Genomic DNA, 20,166 nt, shown 5'->3' with positions numbered 1-20,166 from the left:
TTATTTCTCAAGCTGAGCAAGTCTTTCAACAATCTGATCATACTGCTGTTTATATTTTGCCTGCTTTTCTTTTTCCTCAGCAATCTTAGCTTCAGGAGCCTTAGAAAGGAACTTCTCGTTAGAGAGCATAGCCTGTGATCTCTTAAGCTCACCTTCAAGCTTGCCCTTCTCCTTATTAAGACGCTCTATCTCCGCCTTTATATCTACAAGTTCTGCAAAAGGAATGTAGATATTGCATCCTGGGATAACTACAGAAACTGCATCATCTGCAATTCCTTCCTTGTCCTTCTGGCATACTGATTCGTTAGCATATGCAAGAGACTCAAAGAAAAGCTTACCTGTTCTGAAGATATCAAGCATCTCATCGCTATCAGATACTACGAATACCTTAGCTTTACGGCTTGGTGCAACATTCATCTGAGTTCTAACGTTACGAATACCGCGAACAGCTTCCTTGATAGTCTCAATACTCTTCTCATCATCAGCGAAGTTCCATTCATCCTTGTATACAGGCCATGAAGAGATCATGATAGACTCCTCTTCGTCCTGAATAGTGCAGAAGATCTCCTCTGTAATGAAAGGCATGAACGGATGAAGGAGCTTGAGACCGCCTATAAGAACAGTCTGAAGTGTCCACATAGCAGCATATCTTGATACCTTATTGTCTGAGTTGTAGAGTCTAGGCTTAACCATTTCGATGTACCAGTCACAGAACTCTTCCCAGATAAAGTCATAAACCTTCTGAACAGCGATACCCATCTCAAACTTGTCCATGTTGTCAGTAACTTCTTTTACAGTGTTATTGAACTTGGACAGTATCCAGTGGTCAACAGGTTCAAGTCCCTCTGGTGCAGGCTTATTGATAGCACTCTCTTCATCATCACCCATATTCATCATGATGAAACGTGAAGCATTCCATACCTTATTGGCAAAGTTACGGCTGTTCTCAACACGCTCGATGTAGAAACGCATATCGTTACCAGGTGCATTACCTGTAATAAGTGTAAGACGAAGTGCATCAGCGCCATACTGATCGATGATCTCAAGAGGATCGATACCGTTACCAAGTGACTTACTCATCTTACGACCCTGAGAGTCTCTTACAAGGCCATGGAACAGAACTGTCTTGAAAGGTTTCTCTCCCATCTGTTCAAATCCTGAGAATATCATTCTGATAACCCAGAAGAAGATGATATCGTATCCTGTTACAAGAACATCTGTAGGATAGAAATATTTAAGATCCTCTGTGATCTCAGGCCATCCAAGTGTCTCAAAAGGCCAAAGGGCTGATGAGAACCATGTATCAAGTGTATCAGGATCCTGTGTCAGATGCTTGCATCCGCACTTAGGACATACTGTAGGTGCCTCTTTGGCAACAACGATCTCACCGCACTCATCACAGTACCATGCAGGGATTCTGTGTCCCCACCAGAGCTGACGTGATATACACCAGTCTTTGATGTTATTGGTCCAGTTATAATATGTCTTTTCCATAGACTTGGGAATAAGCTGGATCTCGCCATCTTCAATAGCCTTAACTGCAGGCTTGATGAGCTCGTCCATCTTAACGAACCACTGATCTTTAACCATAGGCTCAACTGTCTCACCGCATCTGTCGTGAGTTCCTACGTTGTGAGTCATATCTTCTATGGATACTAAAAGTCCCATATTATCAAGTTCTTCTACGATAAGCTTTCTTGCTTCATAGCGGTCCATACCTTCGAACTTGCCACCATTTTCATTGATAGTAGCATCGTCGTTGAGTATGTTGATAACTTCAAGGTTATGACGCTTACCAACTTCAAAGTCGTTAGGGTCATGACCGGGAGTGATCTTAACAACACCTGTACCGAATTCCATATCAGCGTGTTCATCGCCAACTACAGGAATAGGACGGTTGATTATAGGAAGCATTACATTCTTGCCGATGTAATCCTTGTATCTTGGATCTTCAGGGTTTACAGCTACTGCTGTATCACCAAGCATAGTCTCAGGACGTGTTGTTGCAAACTCCAGGAACTTAGTTGTAGAAACAGTTCCATCGTCCTCGATAAGAGGATACTTAATGTGCCAGAAATGGCTTGCCTGCTCTTTGTATTCTACTTCTGCATCTGAGATAGAAGTCTTACATATAGGGCACCAGTTAACCATTCTCTTGCCCTTGTAAATATATCCTTTTTCATGCATCTTAACGAATACTTCGGTAACGGCCTTGTTACAGCCTTCATCCATTGTAAAACGTTCTCTGTCCCAATCACATGAAGAACCGAGTTTTTTGAGCTGCTTAACGATACGTCCGCCATACTCTTTTCTCCAGTCCCAGCACTTCTCAAGGAAGCCTTCACGACCAAGATCAGCCTTGGTGATGCCCTGCTTCTTGAGCTCATTTATAACCTTAACCTCTGTTGCTATGGAAGCATGGTCTGTTCCTGGCTGCCAGAGTGCATTATATCCTTCCATTCTCTTATATCTAATGAGAATATCCTGCATTGTGTTATCAAGGGCATGTCCCATATGGAGCTGTCCTGTGATATTTGGGGGCGGGATCACAATAGTGAATGGTTTCTTAGTTTCATCAACTTCTGCATGGAAATACTTTTTTTCTTCCCACTTGCTGTAAAGACGATTCTCAATACCCTGAGGATCATAATTCTTTGCCAGTTCTTTTTTCATGGTTTCTTCCTTTCTTATGACTATGATCTGGTTTCGTCCACTGCCTGGCTATTTATTGCAATAAAAAAAGCCCTCGGCCGGACATTATCGGCCAAGGGCGTCATAAACGCGGTACCACCTTGATTCCATGGACCAGTACAAAAGATCCATGCTCATTTAGCCTGTAACGGAGAGCACCCGGGACTGCCTTTGTATTCACACAAATACTTTCTGAGCAATCCGGCTAGTACATAATACGTTTTTAGGAATACAGGGATGCATTTCTATGTACAATGTACAGAAGCTACCTTCAGGATACGACAACACGCATTTTTCCACCCTATCAAATGCTCTCTGTTGAGTGTCTGTAACCTTACTCCTCTTCCTTATCGCCTAAGCGAAGGCATCTATAAAACTACCTACGCCATATTAAAATTATTTTTATCTTATCACTTGCATAAGACTTGTCAAGTTTTATTCAAAATATATTAAGTTCATGATCTCATAACAAGAATATAACTTTTATATATCCAAATATGATTTTATCAGAAAAATGACACCTGTGTCATACATTTTATGGTTTACATAATTCTATTGACTACACCAGTTCTTGTTCCAAAATCCATTACGCGTTTAACGGTATTTCATAAGTTTGTCAAAATAGCGTTCTTATGCGATTCTTGAAACTCGTTTTTTAAATAATCCCCAGTTTCCACGGAGTTATCCACATAGACATTAGTGTCAGTTTCATGATCTTTTAACTACTTTTGTACCTTCACAGATGCTTTTTTTGCAAAAATTCGAACAATTTTATGCAATTGTTCGGTTAACATATATCTTGATCAAAAAAGTTTATGTTAACCTATTTGCTGATTTTTATGATTTATTATATCAGGGCCTCAAACTAGTCCTGAGTTTGGCTTAACCGAGCCCAAAACTCACTTATCGCATTATTGACCGTCTGAGTCGTAACTGTTTCAACATCATTCCATTCTCTTGGAAATAGCGATCTATAGCTACTTTGAAGGAATCTGTTATCAAGAAGTGCTACTACACCTGTATCTTCTTCTGTCCTGATGACGCGTCCCGCTGCCTGAAGCACCTTGTTCATTCCAGGATACCTGTAAGCAAAGTCATATCCATCTCTTCCGTTTTCATCAAAGAAGTGTCTTAAAACTTCCCTTTCATTGCAGACAAGAGGGATACCACATCCCACAATTATGGACCCTATCAGTGAATCTTTCCTTAAATCTATACTCTCAGAAAATATTCCTCCTGTAACACAGAATCCTATAACGATCCTGTCATCCTCAATATCTACTTCCATATTGATAAGGTCACTTAGATTCACATTATTGCCTTCAGAGAACATATCGAGGAACATCTCACGCTCTTCTTCTGACATATTGCTCCCCTGAGCAAGGACCTGCGCTCCATCAATTTCTGCATATTTGGATAGATATACATCATATACCTCTTCAAGAAATGCATGAGATGGGAAAAATACCATATAGTTGCCACGTCTTTTTTGTACGATTCTGTGAATATATTCCGATATTCTCTCATACTGCTCCGGTCCTCTCATAGCATAGCGGCTTGTAACATCTTTGGCTATTACAATGCATCTTTTGTTAGGATCAAAGCTTGAACTTGAATACATCTCGAAGTCTTCATCATCTCCGCCCAAAAGCTCTTTATAATACTGTATAGGAAGAAATGTAGCCGAAAACAGTATCGTAGATACGGCTCTTGACATACATGTACCCAGATTTAGTGACGGATCCACGCACAAAAGTCTTATCCTGAAACCTTCTTTATCATCCCATTCCTGATATATCCTGTAATGGTCATCAAGCTTATCATAGATTGTAAGAAATCTTGAAAGCTCAAAATAATAATTAACTATCTCATCATGGAAAGGACCTTCCGAATTATCATCAAGATATGATGACATAGACGAAGAAAGTCTGTCTATCATCTCCACAAGAGGTTCTATAGTCTCTAGCATCATAGGTCTGTCAGAAGAATTCGCCATAGACACAATCTGGTTATAAAGGGCTGTCATATGAGATTTAAAAGGTACATAGGCCCCCGAAAGCATCTCTTTAAGATCAGCCAAAGGGGATAGCATAAGGTCTGCGCTATACATACTCCTGCCTCTGTCTACAAGGTTGTGAGCCTCATCTATGAGGAATATATATTCTCCTGAATTGTTCTCAGCAAAGTATCTTTTAAGATACACAAAAGGATCAAAAACATAATTATAATCACAGATTATTCCATCAGCAAAAAGGCTTATATCAAGTGACAGCTCGAAGGGACATACCATATGCTTCCTTGCATAATACAAAATAGTATCTCTGCTGTAATTGTCTTCGCTCCTCATCATATCCAGCATAGCTTCATTGACCCTGTCATAATGTCCCTTGGCATATGGACATTTCTCAGGATTGCAGTCACATTCTTTAGAAAGACATATCTTGTCCTTAGCTGTTATGGTTACTGTTTTAAACCTAAGTTTGCCGGTTCTTCTAAGAAGCTGGAAAGTATCTGATGCCGCAGCTGCTGTAAGAGTTTTGGCTGTCATATAGAAAAGTTTCTCTGCCTTGCCCTGCCCTATAGCTGCTATTGCAGGAAAAACAGTCGTAAGAGTCTTACCTGTACCTGTAGGAGCTTCAAGAAAGAGCTTTTTACCATGAACTATAGTCCTGTATACTCCTGCGGCAAGTTCCTTCTGGCCTTTCCTATAAGGAAAAGGAAATGGGCAATTCTTAATTGAGTTTGTACATATACTGTTCCATTCTGCTTTGAAATCAGCAAATACTCTATACTTACTGACAACGTCTTCAAACCAGCTCACGATCTGTGAAGCAGAATAGGTATAGTCAAATTTTTTGATCTCTTCTGTCTCAAGACTGCAATAGGTCATCCTGACCCCAATCTGTTCCAGCGAATTCTGAATCAGATATATGGCCGCATAAACCTTAGCCTGCGATAGGTGTACAGGCACAGGTTCATCCATGTGATCAAGATTTTTGTATGTTCCTTTTATCTCATCTATGATAACAGGATCTTCTTCTATGATTCCGTCTGCACGTCCTTCGATGATAAGGTCATACTTGGACGAATGTATATTATAAGAAAGAGGATACTCAGCATGGTAACTGGCTCCCTGCTGTTTCTGGATCTTACGATGGATCCTGCCGCCTTCAAGCATGGCATTTTCAGCTGATGTATGTATTCGATTGTCTATATCACCCTGTCGTAATATGAACTCGACAAGGCCTCTGACAGAGATTCTGATCTGCATTAATAAACCTCATGTTGATCTATGATTATTTTTATGTAAAAAGGCATAGAAAAAAGCCCCTCATGGATTATACCACGAAGAGCTTTATAATCATAAAAGATCTAATTAACTTAATATAAGAAATTATACTGCAACACCTGCAAGATATGATTCGAAATCTTCATTCTGTCCAAAGAAGCTTACTGTAAGCTTTCTAGTAAGATCAAGTCCGAGGATACCAAGGATAGATTTGGCATCTACTACAACATGACCGTAAGAAATATCAATATCAAAATCGCACTTCTCTGCAGCTCTTACAAAATCCTTGACCTGTGAAGGTGATAACTTTATAACGTGCTGTATTCTCTCTTTTACCATTATCAAACATCCTTTCTTATATACGGCATTGCCGAAACCGTATATCAATAACCCATGACTCCATCATGATACTAATAGCATCAATGTCTTACAAGATGAAGTTCATACCAAAAACCGAATCGAACTTATACATTTCCTCGTTCAATTTCAATTTATTATAAATCATGCATGATGATTGTAAAGGCTTTACAGGGCTAAATATTGCACAAACTTTAACATCAAATATACTCAAAGGAGCTTAATAATGCTCAATAATTATCATATTTGTATGTATTATTATCATTTTTACGTGTATTTGTTATATATTTTCGTGACTTTTTCTGGTCCGTTTCATAAAATGATCACTTACTCATCTGCGCATTTTTGCGCACCAGTTTTATCACTTCTATCCTTGTATAAAAATCAGCTCACATTTATTCAAACTTCTCTTGAAATGAATAAAAAAAAGAGTTTTAATAAGAAAGTAGTTTTTTTATACAAAATTCGAAAGGTATATACCATTATGGAGAAACTTAAACTTCCAAAAGAGTATCATTCCGAGCTTAGTCTCCATGATACACAGGTTGCTATCAAAACAGTCAAAGACTTTTTCCAGAGCATGCTCTCAGCACGCCTTAATCTTCAGCGTGTATCAGCTCCTCTGTTTGTAGATCCTACATCAGGTCTTAATGATAACCTCAATGGTGTTGAACGTCCTGTAGCATTCGATATCCTCAATGATAAGGATCATACAGGTGAGATAGTTCAGTCACTTGCCAAGTGGAAGAGATTCGCTCTTAAGAAATACGGATTTAATATAGAAGAAGGTCTCTATACAGATATGAATGCTATCCGCCGCGATGAAGAGACTGACAACATTCATTCTATATTCGTAGATCAGTGGGACTGGGAGAAGGTTATCCGCAAGGAAGACCGTAATCTTGACTATCTCAAGGAGACAGTACGCCAGGTTTACAAGATCCTTAGAAAGACTGAAAAGTTCCTTTCTATCCAGTACGACTATATCGAAGAGATCCTGCCTCATGATATCTTCTTTATAACAACTCAGGAACTTGAAGATATGTTCCCTGAATACACTCCCAAGGAACGTGAATACTACATCACCAAGGCCAAAGGTGCTGTATGCATCATGAAGATCGGCGATAAGCTTGCATCAGGCGAGCCTCACGATGGACGCGCTCCTGACTATGATGACTGGGAACTTAATGCAGATATCCTTGTATACTATCCTGTACTTGATATCGCACTTGAGCTTTCATCCATGGGTATCCGTGTAGATGAGAACTCACTTAAATCTCAGCTTGAGAAGGCAGGCTGCACAGATCGTGCTAAGCTTCCTTTCCAGAAAGCAATCCTTAATAAGGAACTTCCTTATACTATCGGTGGTGGTATCGGACAGTCACGTATATGTATGTTCTTCCTGCGCAAGGCACATATAGGTGAAGTTCAGAGCTCTCTATGGCCACTTGAGACCGAGAAAGCCTGCGCAGAGAACGGAATTCAGCTCTTATAATGATAGATATCATAAAAGAAGAAAAGAAACCGGTCGTAATACTGGTCGGACTTAATACAGATCGCGACGAAGACCTCTTTGCAAGTTCCATGCAGGAACTCAGAGGTCTATCTGAAGCGGCAGGAATGAAGGTCTGCGCTGTTGTGACTCAGAATGCTGAGTCACCTGTGCAGGCCACTTTTGTTGGAAGCGGCAAGGTTGACGAGATAAAAGCAAGGATCGAATATGACGATGCTGATGCTGTTATCTTCAATCAGACACTGTCACCTATGCAGATACGAAATCTTGAGAAGATCCTCGACAGAGAAGTTATCGACAGGACAGCTCTTATCCTTTTAATATTTGCAGATAGAGCAAGAACAAGAGAAGCCAGACTCCAGGTAGAGGTTGCAAGACTTCAGTATCTCCTGCCAAGACTTTCCCATATGAGGAAAGGTCTTACAAGGCAAGGAGGAGCTTCCGGTTCTAAGTCAAGCAAAGGTGCCGGTGAGAAACAACTAGAGCTTGACAAGCGTCGTATCGAACACCGCCTTGCAGAACTCAGAAGAGAACTTGAAGCAGTAAGTAAGGAACGATCTACTCAGCGAAACAGACGACTATCATCTTCTGTTCCCAAGGTAGCACTTGTAGGATATACCAATGCCGGCAAATCAACCATCATGAATCATCTCCTCACAGACTATGCGGATGGTAATACTGATGACAAGAAAGTTCTGGAACAGGATATGCTCTTTGCTACCCTTGATACTACTGTAAGAAAGATATCTCCTGCAGGTCACAGGTCATTTCTTCTATCAGATACAGTAGGATTCATAGACGATCTTCCAACAACACTTGTCAAAGCTTTCAGGTCAACTCTCGAAGAGATCAAATATGCTGATATTCTACTGGAAGTTATAGACTTCTCTGATCCTGACTATAACAGGCATATGGAAGTCACTGATAAGACACTGTCTGAAATCGGCGCCGGGGATATACCTAAAATATATGTCTTCAACAAATCAGATATAGCTGATGAACAGGGATCTACAATGGTTCAGCTTCCATATGTTCGTGATCACAGAATATATATGGCTGCAAAAAAGGATATCGGAACAGAAGAACTACTGTCCCTTATAGACAAAGTCCTTCTGGAAGGCAGTCAGGAATGCGAACTTATAATTCCATATTCTCAAGGAGCAGTTGTTGCTGCTATCCTCGATGGAAGTGAAGTCCTTACTACTGAATATCTTCCGGAAGGAACCAAAATAAGAGCTAAGCTCAAAAAACAGGATATAAACAAATACGCTGAATATATCAGCAGCACTTCTTAAGTGCACCACATGCCGCCAGCAGGTAATTCTTAAGATCTTCTACAGTATCAAAAGTCTTGTCTGCTCCGGCATTTTTTAATTCAAGATATGTTCCGTAACCATAGGTTACGCCAAGAGCCATAAGGTCATGATTGACTGCTCCAACCATGTCATAGCATCTGTCACCAACCATTGCTGTCTCATCAGCATTGGCCATAAGCTTTCTAAGAGCCTCTTCTACTACTTCGTTCTTGTCAGTACGGCGACCGTCAAGCTCACTTCCTACAATAACATCAAAATATGATGTAAGCTTAAAGTGATTGAGCACCTTATAAACCATAATTTCAGGCTTACTGGATGCGATAGCTATCTTAAGACCTGCCTCGTGACAAGCTTTGAGCATTTCTTCAACACCTTCATAAGGTTTATTTTCAAATACCCCGATAGGATTATAATATTCTCGAAACTTGGCTACAGCATTAAGCATATGCTGCTCATCCATACCATATCGCTCCATAAATGTTACATTGAGCGGAGGTCCTACGAAGAACCCAAGTTTAGAAAGATCGGGTTCATCTATTCCCTGGTCTTTAAGCGCATACTGCGCAGCCTTGGTAATGCCAAGACCGGAATCTGTTAATGTGCCATCAAGATCAAATAGTACGTACTTCAGCATGTTTTCGTCTCCCTTTGGATATATGGATTATCATACGTGCGCATTATTAAATGTACGATATAATGACACATTCACGCAATAGCCATTATATTCAAAATGCATAAATAGTTACGGAACTTTTTGTGCATTATTTCGTTTCTTATCAATATGACGTTTGAGGGGAAGTTATGTTCAAAGGATATCTTGCGTAAATCCTCTTACTGTGCTAGATTTAATAAGGTTAAGAATTGAATACCTGCTAGGGGAGCTTTGCTGAGAAGAGCCTTTTGTTATACTGATAACATGGCTTAACCCTTATTACTTGAACCGGGTAATACCGGCGTAAGGAAGCATTTCATTATCAACTTTCTGTAAGTGTGACGCACTAATTCTAACAGATCGTTTCCCTTGGGCATATTCAAAAAACTAATATTTTATTACATTTTTTCAGCTAATGCTGCAAGGAGGGATATTCAATGTCATTATTCTTCAATGCTGTCACAAGTGATGGCGAAACCACTTATTCATTCACTACCGCAGGCTACGCAGCCCTTATTATCGTGCTGATCGCTGCAGTTGTAGCCGCATGTTTTTTTAAGAACACCAAAGACCAGCACAAATTCAGCACACGCCAGCTTGTAGTATCAGGCATGTGCATAGCACTTGCATTTGTACTTTCTAATGTCAAGATCTTCAAAATGCCACAGGGCGGATCTATAACCCTTCTATCCATGTTCTTTGTATGCTTTGTTGGATATCTGTATGGTCTTAGAAGCGGACTTATGGCAGGACTTGCATACGGTCTTCTGCAGATGATCGTAGACCCTTATATCATAAGCTTCCCTCAGATGCTGTTCGACTATATATTCTCATTCACAGCGCTGGGACTTTCAGGTCTTACAAGCACCAAAAAATACGGATTGTATTCCGGATATTTAATCGGTATACTCGGTCGTATGGCATTTGCAGTTCTGTCAGGTGTTATCTTCTTCGGAATGTATGCTCCTGAAGGTCAGAATGTATGGGTATATTCATTTGGATATAACGGACTGTATATCATCACAGAAGCAGTTATCACAGTCATCGTCCTCCTTATCCCCGGTGTCAGAAACGGCCTAAATCAAGTACGTGTATCTGTCAACGAATCCGACTCAAAGAGAATCGCAATGAACAAGATCGCATAAAAACTTAAACACTAAGCCTACTCACTTGGACGGACCGGCATCCCAAAAGTCTTTACAGGGGGCAGGCAGTCCAAGTGGGTAGGTTTAGTCAAAAATAATAATCCCACATACGTAGCTATCCTCCTTCAGGACAGCAGCGCATGTGGGATTTTGTGATCATATAAAAACATGATGCAAAGGATAAAGGATTTTTTAACACCTAGATCGCAACGCTCTCTCCAAGCGTAAAGGAGTACAGATATCTCTCTTTGACCTTCATGTGAGTCATGCGCTCTAGAGCTCTCTGGTAATAGTCAATCTGGACTTTGTACCTCGATATAAGCTCCTGACCTGTATGTACACGGTCGGTTTTATAATCTACGAGTACTATCTCACCATCTTCAACGAACCATGCGTCGATAACACCCTGGATCAGCATGATCTCGCCATCAGGCAGATCTTTAGAAGCTTCCGTGGCAGGGATTCCCATCATGAACTGACGTTCTCTATACAGATTTCCTTTCGCATAAGCTTCCTTGTATCTCTTGCCAAGATCTGTCTCTAAAAAGGCTGTGATATCCTTAGCATAGATACTCTTAATAGATGCCCTGTCCATTCTTCCTTTTGATTCCTGGCTTTCCAGAAATTCGAGAATATCCTTAACACCTATCTTGTCTTTACCTAGTATCTCATCATCAAGAAGTTCCATAACTCTATGATAAGCTGTTCCTCTTCCTGCTCCCGACAGCTTATCTTCGTCATCGAAACCTTTGATGAATCTTGGGACATATTCTTCTTCATCTGATCTTATGATCCTGGTATCAGGCTCTAGAGCTTCGGTATAAGCAGCTCTTTTTAGTTCAGATACTGTTGTCTTGGTATATAGCGAAGCATATTCCTTGTGACCATATTCAAAAGCAAAGTTATCTGCAAGTGCCTTGCCAAGATCCTGATCTATATCAAGAGGTGTTATGCCACCTTCAAGTTTCTCCCTACGTATCACACTATCAACCTGGTCTTTGAGCACCATAGAGTTTAGATCACCGGAATACACAAGTTTTATCTTGGCAGGAGGAGTTATGCCTGCTGCCTCAATTGCGGTATTGCAGTTCTCTGAGTCCGTAACAGCTATCTTGTCATATCCTATAAGGCTTACGTCTACGCCAAGAGCATCTGCGACTTCCTTCATCGCAGGATGTCCTATCATAGAGCGAAGGATAAGGGTCAGATAATCTCCGGCTTTATTCCTTGCAGAATAGGGAAGGAGCTGTTCCTGATCTTTAGGTCCTTTACTAAAAGCCAGATACTGCTCATTTTGTATGAACGTATCCATTTTATTTATCTGGCCTGTTATTATAAGCTTCTCCTTGGCTCTTGTAAGTGCTACATACAAAACTCTTAACTCTTCGCCAAGGCTGTCTTTTTTCATCCTGTCAGCTATCATGATACGCCTTGGAGTTACGGACTTGACTCTTAGATCCAGATCTACTGCATTAAGGCCTATACCTACGTCCTCTTCAAGAAGTACAGGCGCATTGGTATCCTGTTTATTAAAGCCTTTGGAAGTACCTGATACGAATACTACAGGGAATTCCAGACCTTTACTCTTATGAATACTCATAATGCGCACTACATCGGCATTTTCATCTATGACATTGGCTTCGCCAAAATCCACCTCATACTTCTCGAGTTCCTCTATATAACGTATAAAGTTAAAAAGGCCCTTGAAGCTGGTATTTTCAAAAGAGGTTGCTCTTGTAAGCAGCATCTCGATATTGGCACGCCTTCTGATACCTCCCGGCATAGCTGTAACATAGTTAAGATACCCGGTAGAATCTATTATAAATTCAAGAAGTTCATGAACAGGCATATATACAGCCCTGCGCCTTAGGTCTCTTAGAGCATCAAGAAATGCATGAACTCTTATCGCCAGTTCTTTGATCTCATCCGGTACTGTATTTTCTGATCCTGTGTCCTGTCTTTTTTCAGTATCATCTTCACATCCGTCATCTTCGCTAAGCCCTGTATCACATATAAGTCCTGAAAACTTCTCTATATACACAAGATGCTCATAGAACTTATCAGGGATCTCTTCTTCCTTTTTTCTAAGGTCGCCGCATACAAAGGCTTTGATACGGGCAAGATCTTCATCAGTGAATCTTCCGATCGCAGAATGCATCACAGATGCAAGAGGTATATCCTGAAGAGGATTGTCAATAATGCGCAGGTAGTTCAGCAGTGTCGCAACTTCTATCGCTGCAAAATATCCTGTTCTTGACTCAACATATGCAGGTATACCTTCTGACTCTAAAATCTTTCTAAAAGTATCATCCCATCCAAGGGTTGCTCTTAATAGGATCACTATATCGCTATAATGAATACTTCTAAAGCCGCCGTTTCCATCAGATACATAGCCGTCTTTGATCAGTTCTTTGATCCTTCCGGCTATTACCATAGCTTCCTTTTGTCTTGGATTAAGCTTCTGTCCGGGCCTTATAGGTTCATCTTCAAGTCCCCAGATATCAGGCCCATCCTCATCTTCCGGTGCGCTATCTTCACCTGACTCGCTATCAGAGCCAGTACTAGCATCATCATCCTGAAGCAGTATTATCTCCGGGGCAAAAAAATCTTCCTCGCTAGGATCATCAGGATACGAAGCACCTGTTATGAGCATAGCATCCTCGTCATAAGAAACCTTGCCAAGGTCAGCCCCCATTATCCTTCTGAATATATAATTGACAAAATCAAGGACCCTACGCCTACTTCTAAAATTCCTGTGAAGATCTATACGCCTAAGAGACGCTGTATCTGACTTATCGTAAGTCCTGAGCTTATCCATAAAGATCTCAGGTCTTGCAAGACGGAACTTGTAGATACTCTGCTTGACATCACCTACCATAAATCTGTCATAGGTATCTTCGGTACTTCCTGCTATAGCTGATAGTATCAGTTCCTGAACAGAGTTACTGTCCTGGTACTCATCTATCAGAATCTCCCTGTAGAACTCAGCATACTGCATTGCCACATCTGTAGGCTTATTCTTCCTGGTCTCGGGATCATGGTCTATAAGGATATTCAGAGCAAAATGCTCCATATCGCCAAAGTCGATGATATTTTGTTCACGCTTTTTGTCATCAAGAGCCTGTTTAAAATCTATCGCAAGTTCAGATAAGCCTTTAAGAGCGCGTGATGCCAGCATACTTGCAGCGATTATCGTCTCTTTGTCCTGAGCAAAATATTTTTCTTTAAAAGCCTTAATGCTTTTTTTGACATCTTCTCTTATCTTTTTGACCATATCTCTTTTATCAGGAGATACGCTGTCATCCTTTTTGCGAGGAAGGGTTGCAAAGGACATAGTATTCAGAGCATTTCGAAGTGATTCATAATCCATACACTGCGCAGCATTCTGTATCATATCCTTCTCAGATTCAAGAAGCTCTTCATACATATACGGGCCATCCGGCTGATTGCAGATAATTATGCCTCTTTGGATACTAGCAGCAAGCTCGTATAGATCTGTCCTTACAGATTCTATGTACTCTGTGACCCAGTCCTTGGTATCGAAAGTCTCTTCATCTATATCATAGTCATGACTCCTGTCTCTAAGCCAGTCAACCGGCCATGGCATACTAATAGAATAGTGATACAGGCGCAGCAGCTGCTGCTCAAGACCTTTATCCCCTGATCCTTCTGAAAAATACTCAGCTGTATACATAAAATCTTCGTCAGCTTCTTCGTATTTGGCTTCAAGCAGGTTCTTCATAACACTCTCTTCGAGGAGTTTGATCTCACCTTCATCTGCAACCCTGTAGGATGGATCTATACCAATATCATTAAAATTATTCCTTATAATATACTGGCAAAAAGAGTCTATCGTAGTGATCTGCGCATTATGAATAAGAGTCTCCTGCTTCTGAAGATGGGCATCGTCAGGACTATCAAGGAGCCTTTTGGCTATAGCTGCAGTTATCTTATCCTTCATAGAAGCTGCCGCAGCTCTAGTGAATGTAACCACCAGAAGATGATCTATATCAAGGGGTTCTTTGCCATCCTCCCCATTCGTTATTAGTTGTATTATTCTCTCAACAAGAACAGCTGTCTTACCTGATCCTGCCGCAGCAGATACCAGAATATTACAATTCCTTGCGTCTATGACCGACTGCTGTTCACTTGTAAACTTAACTTCTGCCATGTTGTCCCTCATCTTTGATAAGTGTCATAACTTCATCCTCAGATAACTTAGATAGCTCCCTGAGCTGATATCCGGGCGTTGATACATCAAAACCGCATATAGACCTGAAATTGCAATAGGTGCATGCATTCTTATTGCCAAGACTATAAGGATTGACCTCTATATCTCCGTCCAGGATCCTGCGGCCATACTCCCTTATCTTGTGCCTTACATAGGACGATACCGCCATGTATGAATCATTTTCCATTACCTGCGATGATGCATAGAAAGATCCGTCTTTTTTGAGCTTTACATGCAGGATATCTGATTCTGTAGCGCCTTGTGCTATAGACTTATCAAGAAGATCTATGACCTTCTTGTCAGCATTGATAACACCTGATGCTTTGAGCTCTTTGATGATCTTCTGATTGATCCTCTCAGGATCATTGTCTGTATCCTTGGCATCCACCAGAGGATCTGCCACATGATAGTACAATATCGCAGCAGGTACGACTTCCTTGTCAGGGTTATCGTGACGCTCCATAGCCATAGCCACGTTCATGTAGACTACAAGCTGTAACTGCAGTCCATAATACACAGAAGCTACGTCAAAAGACTTATTGCCTGATTTAAAATCTATGATCTTGATATATATATTGTCATCTTCATCAGTTGCAATATCCATACGGTCTATGCGGCCATGCAGCTGCATCTTCTGCCTGATCCTGGTCTCTTCTTCAGGAGTCAGAGCTATATTGATCTCGTCTATATTACCGGCTTCCTTGAAATCCAGCTCGAACTTCTCAGGCTTAAAGTCTCCTTTTTGCAGCTGATAGCGAAGTGTCTTGACGCTTCTAAGCAGGATACGATACATACGATCAATAGCAGCAACATTACGAGCAGATGAATACAGGACATTCTCGCCATACTCGCCTGTAACTTCCCGTATGACCTCCGACAGGATCTCCTGCCCCTGCTCATCTGTAAACTTGGTCCATTCTATGCCCTTTTCTTCAAGCCTCAAGGAAAAAAGTTCCAGAACGCTGTGGAAGACATTACCAAGGTCTGCATTGTCAAAATCATATTCACTTCTTTCATCAAGCATAAGTCCGTACTTAACAAAATGCTCGTAGCAGCAGGATGCAAATACTTCAAGTCTGCTGACAGAATTCTCAAGATAATTGCCATAAAGAGCAGATGCAAGTGCCTTGGGCAGAGGTGAATTGGTATATCTTAAAAAGGCCGCTTCATGAACCCTCTTAGCAGCGGCGGGATCATCTTTATTCAAAATATCATAGAGTGTCAGGAACTTCTTCTCCTCATCCTCCTTCATATTGCCATCTGCATACTCTCTGGCCTTCATACAGATATAGGTCCTGGCATCATTCATATTAAGGAGCTGTCTCTCTATAGGATCCGTGCCCGGCATTCTGACTTTAAGATCTGGGAACAAAGCCCTGATCTTGCCTATGATATATGCAGGATTAAGGCTCTTACCATCTGCAGATATCCCTGCATATGACATATACAGAAGCTTTGAAGGCTTAGTCAGATTCATATACAGATAAAGCCTCTGGATATACATCTGCTGCCTTGGAGACGGCGCAAGCTCTATATCCGGAACGCTTGTCATAAGGAACTGCCTATCTATATCCGACAATATACCGCCTTCTGATGCATGCTTAGGAATATTGGTATCATTGACTCCCAGAAAAAGTAGATACTTGATATTAGAAAGTCGGCTTCTTTCGATATCACCAACCCTTACAGTATCAACATTCTGCGGGATAGTACCAACCTCGATCTCGCCAAATCCCGCATCCAGGATCTCCATATATTCTTTTAAAGATATCTTCTCATCTCCAAGAAGAAGGGCAACCTGATCCAGAAGTTCCATGATCTTGCCATAGATCTGACTGTACTCATCAGCTTTGACGCCATCGCCTTCTTCTTCAAAACGCTCTGCATATCTTAAAAGCTTGGCACCTGCATTACCTTTTTGTATAAATTCATATAGACCCTTAGACAGTTCCAGCACAGTCTTTTTATGATTGTCCATGATAGGTCTTATCATATCTACAAGTTCCTGTCTCATGCGATTCATCTCATCCAGGAACAAGACCATCCTCTCATCGTCCTTAGCATCAGCCTTCCTGCGGCTTCTAGGGCGCCTTGTGAATATATCTTCCCAGGCTTTATGCCCCCTTATGCCAAGAGATCTGACATAGTTCTCAAGAAGGTCTATCTTGTCATCATCAAAATCCATCATACCGCTTCGCATGAAATGAAAGACCGTCTCATAGCTGTAATCGGTCCTGACTATATCAAGGGCGCTGCGGATGTATTCTATAAAGGGATTGAGCTTAATACCTCTGGTCTCATCAATATAGACAGGTATACCAAAAGTATCAGCATCTCTTTTGATCTTCTCACCATAAGTAGACAGATCACCACAGACTATCGCAAAATCGCGGTAGAACAGCTCAGGATCCTTCCTGATCATGCGGCTTATGAAGATAAGAGCCTGTCGCACCTCTTCAGAAGGACTGTCACACTGAGCTATAACTATACTATCTGAAACATCAGCATTATCACCATCATAAGAAGATGCTCTGTATCTGAACAGATTCTGCTCAAGAAATGCCATAGGCGCATTGCCTTTGAGCCTGTAATTAGTCCCCTTAAGGACTATATCGTCGTTGTGAAGATCCCTGTATCCCTTCCACCTGTTATAATCAGGCGTTCCCATAGGATCAAGTCTTTGAAGACATCTCCACTCACACTTAAGAAGACTCTGGACAGTTTTCTTACTCAGGTAAAAGAGCTCCTGCTCGCTTATATTATCTTTGTAAGGATCTGACTCATCATCCATCTCAAGTGATACGATAACTTCGCCGGCGCAGGCCAGAAGCTCTTCTATAACTCTGTACTGAATAGGGGTAAATCCCGTGAATCCGTCAAATACTATAACACTGTCTCTTACAAGCCTAGATATAGCTAGCCTTTTACATAGAAAAGAAAGTGTCTCTTCCGGAGTTACGTATTTACCTTCTGTATATTCCTGAAACTTTTGATATAGCAGCTGTAGATCAGAGAGTTTACTCTTAAGAGCTCTTCTTGACTGGCAATTGTCAATCAATATCTTCATCTGATCAGGCCCTACATCATACTGCATCAGCTCTGATATTGTAGACTTGACTTCGTCTATATATCCTGCTCTGTGCATATGAGAACCAATAACAGGAAGATCGTCCTTATTAAGATCAGCTACGTGCCTTAGGATAAGGGACTTACCTACATCATCAAGGACAGCTTCTGTGCGCTTTCCTGTCTCTTCAAATATTCTGTGAGAAAGTCGTCCGAAAGATAAAACGTCAATATTCATGATGCCCTGATCGGGATGCATCCTGACTATGTCCATCTGAGTCTGCATGGTGAACTGGTCAGGTACTATGATAAGGTAGTTCCTGTCAGTATCTTTAGTACTACGTTCTATTATTTCTTCGTATAATTTATGGCTCTTACCTGAGCCTGAAGCTCCAAAGCAAAATCTAAGCATGTGTCCCTCCGGGATGTAAAAAATTTTGTAACATCCCTCAAAATCCAATATCTCTATTCATTAATACTTTTACTATAGCACACTTTTAGCTATAATTATTTTATCCAAATACTAAAAAAGGGGTATCAAGGAGGAATATAATTAATGATTTCTAAAAAGAAGTTATTGCAGGCAGTGTCTGTCTCTGCTCTTAGTGCTGTTCTTGCAATAGGAGCACTTACTAATGCTGCTACTGTTAATGCTCAGGCCGGCATCAATGAACTTACAGGACTTGCTACAACAGCGCCTGAAAATCAGCGTCCTATAGCTGTCATGATCGACAATGACAAGAGGGCAAATCCTCATTATGGTCTGTCAGAAGCTGATGTTGTATACGAGATGATCAACTCAACTCACAACAACCGTGTAACACGTCTTATGGCTGTCTATAAGGATTACAACTCTGTATCAAGGATCGGTAACATCCGCTCTACAAGACCTACCAATATCATGCTGGCTGCTGAGTACAATGCTGTCCTTATTCATGATGGCGGTCCATTCTATATCTATCCATATTTTGATGCAACAGGTCTTAACCACTTATCAGGCGGATTTTCAAGAATACCTAACGGTAAGCCAAGAGAATTCACAGAATACTGCACAGCCGGAGAAGCAGCTTCCAGAATGGCCAAGGCAGGATATCCATCAGCTTATACCGCATATGAAGGACAGCACTATACATTTGGTGCCAACTCACTTGCAGATGATGCAGGAGTAGCTGTTGCTACGAATGTATCTGTACCATTTCCACACAATTCAACACAGTTCGTATACAACGCTGCAACAGGCACATATGACTATTATGAATTCGGAAGTCCTGTAGTAGACGGTGATGACAAGCAGCAGGTTACATTCACCAATGTATTCCTTCAGGACTGCGACTTCACACTTCTTGATAAGAACGGATATATGGTATATAACTGCATCGGAACTAATGTAGGCTACTACCTCACAGGTGGTATGGTTATCCCTGTAACATGGCTTAAGACATCTTATACAGGAGCTACAAAATTCTACACATTAGATGGTGCTGAGCTTGTAGTTAATCCAGGAAAGACTTATATAGCACTTGTTCCATCTGATGCTTGGGGTCAGGTTGGAATCAAATAATTATATATATTAATCGAGTAGGAGGGAGATTTAATCAATCTCCCGACCTCTCACACCACCGTACGTACGGTTCCGTATACGGCGGTTCAATCAACTTAACAAGTAACGCACCTATCGGTGTAGTAATCTAACATTGAGACTAATCCAAATGAGGTTAGTCTCTTTGTGCTTATAGCTTTCTGTACCCAGCCATTGTGTGCAAGTCTAGCATATCTGTCGCCATTGTAAGCGATTTTAAAAGCCGCCCATCTTGGCACATTAAGCTTCATCAAGTTCTTTGCCCTGTTCTTTGGAGTTTTCCAGTGCTTCCAAATACACATGCGAAGCCTGAATCTTATATTTCCA

10 protein-coding genes, 1 pseudogene and 1 riboswitch are annotated in these 20,166 nt (G+C 41.0%); of the genes and pseudogenes, 4 read left to right on the top strand and 7 right to left on the bottom strand.

Annotated elements, in window-relative coordinates; all coding sequences use genetic code 11:
• From BMX21_RS17185 to BMX21_RS17175, 3 genes are all read right to left on the bottom strand, one after another.
• Window positions 1-2,673 (bottom strand): valine--tRNA ligase, encoded by a 2,673-nt coding sequence (locus tag BMX21_RS17185; protein ID WP_092046255.1) that lies wholly within the window; start codon window positions 2,671-2,673, stop codon window positions 1-3.
• A gap of 883 nt (window positions 2,674-3,556) precedes the next feature.
• Window positions 3,557-5,962: an ATP-dependent DNA helicase gene (locus BMX21_RS17180; RefSeq protein WP_092046252.1), complete on the bottom strand. Its 2,406-nt coding sequence runs from the start codon at window positions 5,960-5,962 to the stop codon at window positions 3,557-3,559.
• A 123-nt stretch (window positions 5,963-6,085) separates the two neighbouring features.
• Window positions 6,086-6,319, bottom strand: a complete 234-nt coding sequence (locus tag BMX21_RS17175) for an HPr family phosphocarrier protein (protein WP_022754595.1) — start codon at window positions 6,317-6,319, stop codon at window positions 6,086-6,088.
• Between the two features lie 502 nt (window positions 6,320-6,821).
• On the opposite strand from BMX21_RS17175, the gene asnA reads away from it, so the two are divergent.
• Together asnA and hflX are read left to right on the top strand one after the other, a co-directional pair.
• Window positions 6,822-7,832, top strand: coding sequence for an aspartate--ammonia ligase (asnA, locus tag BMX21_RS17170; RefSeq protein ID WP_092046246.1), 1,011 nt, complete (start codon window positions 6,822-6,824; stop codon window positions 7,830-7,832).
• On the top strand, window positions 7,832-9,145 hold the full coding sequence (gene hflX, locus BMX21_RS17165) for a GTPase HflX (RefSeq protein WP_022754597.1): 1,314 nt from the start codon (window positions 7,832-7,834) through the stop codon (window positions 9,143-9,145). Before asnA ends, hflX begins: the two co-directional genes overlap by 1 nt.
• Here the strand turns inward: hflX and BMX21_RS17160 are convergent.
• Window positions 9,129-9,800 carry an HAD hydrolase-like protein gene (locus BMX21_RS17160; RefSeq protein ID WP_092046244.1) on the bottom strand — a complete coding sequence of 224 codons (672 nt, stop codon included), beginning with the start codon at window positions 9,798-9,800 and terminating at the stop codon, window positions 9,129-9,131. The genes hflX and BMX21_RS17160 overlap by 17 nt on opposite strands.
• A gap of 230 nt (window positions 9,801-10,030) precedes the next feature.
• A riboswitch (TPP riboswitch) is annotated at window positions 10,031-10,145 on the top strand.
• A 110-nt stretch (window positions 10,146-10,255) separates the two neighbouring features.
• Here BMX21_RS17160 and thiT point away from each other — a divergent pair.
• The gene (gene thiT / locus BMX21_RS17155) at window positions 10,256-10,963 is read left to right on the top strand and encodes an energy-coupled thiamine transporter ThiT (protein ID WP_092046241.1); all 708 of its coding nucleotides are present in this window, start codon (window positions 10,256-10,258) and stop codon (window positions 10,961-10,963) included.
• 199 nt (window positions 10,964-11,162) lie between these two features.
• Here the strand turns inward: thiT and addA are convergent, their stop codons facing one another.
• Window positions 11,163-15,134 carry a helicase-exonuclease AddAB subunit AddA gene (gene addA, locus BMX21_RS17150; protein ID WP_177174096.1) on the bottom strand — a complete coding sequence of 1,324 codons (3,972 nt, stop codon included), beginning with the start codon at window positions 15,132-15,134 and terminating at the stop codon, window positions 11,163-11,165.
• A complete protein-coding gene (locus BMX21_RS17145; protein ID WP_092046235.1) occupies window positions 15,121-18,672 on the bottom strand; it encodes a PD-(D/E)XK nuclease family protein in 3,552 nt (1,183 codons plus the stop codon). Before BMX21_RS17145 ends, addA begins: the two co-directional genes overlap by 14 nt.
• Before the next feature lie 144 nt (window positions 18,673-18,816).
• Here BMX21_RS17145 and BMX21_RS17140 point away from each other — a divergent pair, with 144 nt between their 5' ends.
• A complete protein-coding gene (locus tag BMX21_RS17140; RefSeq protein WP_022754602.1) occupies window positions 18,817-19,821 on the top strand; it encodes a DUF3048 domain-containing protein in 1,005 nt (334 codons plus the stop codon).
• A gap of 95 nt (window positions 19,822-19,916) precedes the next feature.
• Here the strand turns inward: BMX21_RS17140 and BMX21_RS19575 are convergent.
• Window positions 19,917-20,166: pseudogene (locus BMX21_RS19575) on the bottom strand (group II intron reverse transcriptase/maturase); the annotation flags it as partial.

The sequence above is a fragment of the Butyrivibrio sp. TB genome (assembly GCF_900110805.1).
GTDB classification, from domain to species: Bacteria; Bacillota; Clostridia; order Lachnospirales; family Lachnospiraceae; genus Butyrivibrio; species Butyrivibrio fibrisolvens_C.
Note: the sequence above shows the minus strand (reverse complement) of the source record. Positions and strands in the feature narration are given on the sequence as shown.

What these genes read in the sequence shown, in the direction of transcription:
- BMX21_RS17185 (WP_092046255.1), bottom strand. Translation starts at nt 2,673, where the DNA reads ATGAAAAAAGAACTGGCAAAGAATTATGATCCTCAGGGTATTGAGAAT.
- asnA (WP_092046246.1), top strand. Translation starts at nt 6,822, where the DNA reads ATGGAGAAACTTAAACTTCCAAAAGAGTATCATTCCGAGCTTAGTCTC.
- addA (WP_177174096.1), bottom strand. Translation starts at nt 15,134, where the DNA reads ATGGCAGAAGTTAAGTTTACAAGTGAACAGCAGTCGGTCATAGACGCA.
- hflX (WP_022754597.1), top strand. Translation starts at nt 7,832, where the DNA reads ATGATAGATATCATAAAAGAAGAAAAGAAACCGGTCGTAATACTGGTC.
- BMX21_RS17175 (WP_022754595.1), bottom strand. Translation starts at nt 6,319, where the DNA reads ATGGTAAAAGAGAGAATACAGCACGTTATAAAGTTATCACCTTCACAG.
- BMX21_RS17145 (WP_092046235.1), bottom strand. Translation starts at nt 18,672, where the DNA reads ATGCTTAGATTTTGCTTTGGAGCTTCAGGCTCAGGTAAGAGCCATAAA.
- BMX21_RS17140 (WP_022754602.1), top strand. Translation starts at nt 18,817, where the DNA reads ATGATTTCTAAAAAGAAGTTATTGCAGGCAGTGTCTGTCTCTGCTCTT.
- BMX21_RS17180 (WP_092046252.1), bottom strand. Translation starts at nt 5,962, where the DNA reads ATGCAGATCAGAATCTCTGTCAGAGGCCTTGTCGAGTTCATATTACGA.
- thiT (WP_092046241.1), top strand. Translation starts at nt 10,256, where the DNA reads ATGTCATTATTCTTCAATGCTGTCACAAGTGATGGCGAAACCACTTAT.
- BMX21_RS17160 (WP_092046244.1), bottom strand. Translation starts at nt 9,800, where the DNA reads ATGCTGAAGTACGTACTATTTGATCTTGATGGCACATTAACAGATTCC.